A 2,737-nucleotide genomic window follows, 5' to 3' on the forward strand; every position below is an offset into this window, starting at 1 on the left:
CTGCGCGTTGGCCTGACGCAGAACGGACGTGATCGCGGAGCCGACCTGCGCCGCCGTCGTGCCGAGGTGGTAAGTGCTGTCGCTCTGGGCCAGCCAGCTCAGGAACGCGTTGTAGTTGCTCTCCATCGCGGCCGTGCGGCCCAACTCGAACGACCGCCAGACCGTGTCGTAGTCGGGCGGGCTGTCCAACACGAGCCGATCCAGCCGCTCGGGGAACAGAGAGCTGTACGCCACCCCGAGGAGTGCGGCGTATGAACCGCCGAGGTACGAGATGGTGCGTTCACCCAATGCGTCGCGAATGACATCCATATCGCGGGCGGCGTTGGCGGTCGTGGCGTAGTGGAGCGCCCAGCCCGCGTACCGTGCACAGTCCCGGGCGAGCGCGGCAGCCTGCTCGCTGGTCGTGTCAAAGGACTGGAATCCGTTCACGCGCACCCAGTAGCCGCCCGGCTCCTCGGTCGGCTGTCCGCAGGTGATCGGCGTGCTGCGCTCGACGAAGCGCATGTCGAAGCCGATCAGGTCGTACCGCGCGAGGACCGTGGGATCAAGGCTCTGACTGAGCTGGATCGGAAGGGGAACGCCCGCACCGCCGGGCCCGCCGCCGGTGGTCAGCAGCACGCCGCGCCGCTGGGCCGGGTCGGTGGCGGGCAGTCGCGAGATGGTGATGCTGATGGCCCGCCGCTGGGGGTGGGCGTAGTCCAGCGGCACGCGCACCGAGGCGCATTGCAGCCGCGGGTCGTCGACCCCCGGGCAGCTCACCCAATGTAAGCTCTGATGTTCGTAGCCTGACAAGCCAACGCCCGCGCCGGCATCGAGCTGAGTGCTCGTCGCCGCCAAGACCGGTGCCGGCGCGCACAGTGCCGCCGACAAGCTCAACACACACAGGCCCCGAATCGCTGTCCGCACGGACTCCCCCTGTCGTCGGCATCTGGCAACGGCGGTGACGGTAACGCACTAGCCGCACGGTGGATACCGGATGGATCGACTCGCTCGCGGGCGCGGCGCGCTGATGGCTTTGACGAGCGTGAGAGTGGTGAGGCGAGATCGGGCGCTGTGAAAGTGTCATCGGGGGGCTGGGCACCGGCGAGCACGCGTAGTTCGACGAGCCGATCCGGTCGGCGCGCATCCCCAGACAAGAGTGGAATATCGTCGAGTATGGCATCCGGCCGGGTCGCGGAAAGGTAGGGCAGCGCATGCCACACATGCCGCACAGCGAGACGACGGAAGCCGCCGCGCCCGCAGACGGTAACGCCGCTCAGGCGGAGGCGTGGAACGGGGACGCCGGGCAGCACTGGGTGCAGTACCGGGACCGCCGCGAGGCGCAACTGAGCCGCTTCTCGCCGCACCTCTTCGCAGCGGCGCGAATCGCACCCGACATGCGGGTGCTAGACGTCGGCTGTGGTTGCGGCGGCACGACGCTGTACGCCGCGCGCCAGGCCGCCAACGGGCAGGCGCTCGGCGTGGACCTGTCCGCGCCGATGCTGGCCGAGGCGCGGCGGCGGGCCGCTGCCGAGGAGGTCGCGAACGTCTCGTTCCAGCAGGCCGACGCCCAGGTTCACGCCTTCGCCCCAGAAAGCTTCGACGTGATGCTCAGCCGGTTCGGCGTAATGTTCTTCGCCGATCCGCAGGCCGCTTTCAGCAACCTCGGACGGGCCGTGCGCCCCGGCGGAAGCCTGCACTTCCTCTGCTGGCAGTCGGCGGAGATCAACGACTTCTTCACCCTTCCGCTGCGCGCGCTCTGCGCCCACCTTGACGTCCCGCAGCGCAACACGCCGGGCGAACCGGGCCCGTTCTCGCTCGCCGACCCGGACGAAGTGCGCGGCCTGCTGACCGCCGCCGGCTTCGACGCGGTCGAGATCAACGCGGTGGACGAGCGGATGTGGGTCGGCGCCGACCTCGAAGACGCGGTCGCGTACCAGATGACCACGCCGTCGAATCAGACAGCGCTGGCCGAGGCCGGCCCGGAGGCAAGAGACCGCGCGATGGACGCGTTGCGCGAGGCGCTGAGCCCTTACGCGACGACCGAAGGGATGGAGCTGGACGCGCACGCCTGGTTGGTCGCTGCCCGCAAGCGCTGAGCCGCTGACGGATACGGTGTCGAGTCAGCAATGTCGGCGGGCGCTGCAACACTGGCCCGATGCTGACCGAGCAGTACGTCGCCGTGTGTGACGACCCGCCGGTGCGACTGTTCACCGCGTGCAGCAACGGCCCGATCAACCGGACCCTGCTTGTGATCCACGGCGGGCCGGATTGGGATCACAGCTACTTGCGCGAGCCGCTCGTTCGCCTGGCCGAAGAACGACACCTGGTCTTCGCGGACCTACGCGGCTGCGGGCGTTCCAGTACCGGCCTGCCGGACTCGGCGTACTCGCCCGCCGCTGCGGTCGCCGACCTACTCGCTCTGCTCGCGCAAGCTGATGTGTTGGGCTTCTCCTACGGAGGACTACTCGCCCAACGGCTCGCTCTGGCCGCGCCGGAGCGGATCCGGGCCCTGATCGTCGCCTCCAGCAGCGTCTTGCCAGTGCCCGACGATGCCTATGATGACTGGCCGGAGGTTGCGCGACTGCAAGCAGCAGGCGAAGCGCTATGGGCCGACGATCCCGATCCGAGCCCGCAGCTGACGCGGGCCGATGCGCTCGCAGGCGTCCCGGCCAACGTCTGGCTTCCTGAGGCTCGCGCCGAGTATCGCAGTCGCTTGGAGCGGGTGCGGTTCACCGCTGAATGGGCGCGACCCTAC

3 protein-coding genes are annotated in these 2,737 nt (G+C 69.2%); 2 read left to right on the forward strand and 1 reads right to left on the reverse strand.

Features of this window, described 5'->3' with window-relative positions; genetic code table 11:
* The coding region (locus VFB40_RS17775) for an alpha/beta fold hydrolase (RefSeq protein ID WP_324852045.1) at window positions 1-837 on the reverse strand (837 nt) is incomplete at its 3' end.
* 356 nt (window positions 838-1,193) lie between these two features.
* Here VFB40_RS17775 and VFB40_RS17780 point away from each other — a divergent pair.
* Complete coding sequence (locus VFB40_RS17780) at window positions 1,194-2,078, forward strand: class I SAM-dependent methyltransferase (RefSeq protein ID WP_324852047.1); 885 nt, start codon at window positions 1,194-1,196, stop codon at window positions 2,076-2,078.
* Window positions 2,079-2,137: 59 nt separating this feature from the next.
* Window positions 2,138-2,737, forward strand: a 600-nt coding sequence (locus VFB40_RS17785) for an alpha/beta fold hydrolase (RefSeq protein ID WP_324852049.1), incomplete at its 3' end; no start/stop codon positions are given.

Origin of the sequence: Actinocrinis sp. (assembly GCF_035650855.1) — a bacterium.
Lineage (GTDB): Bacteria > Actinomycetota > Actinomycetes > Streptomycetales > Catenulisporaceae > Actinocrinis.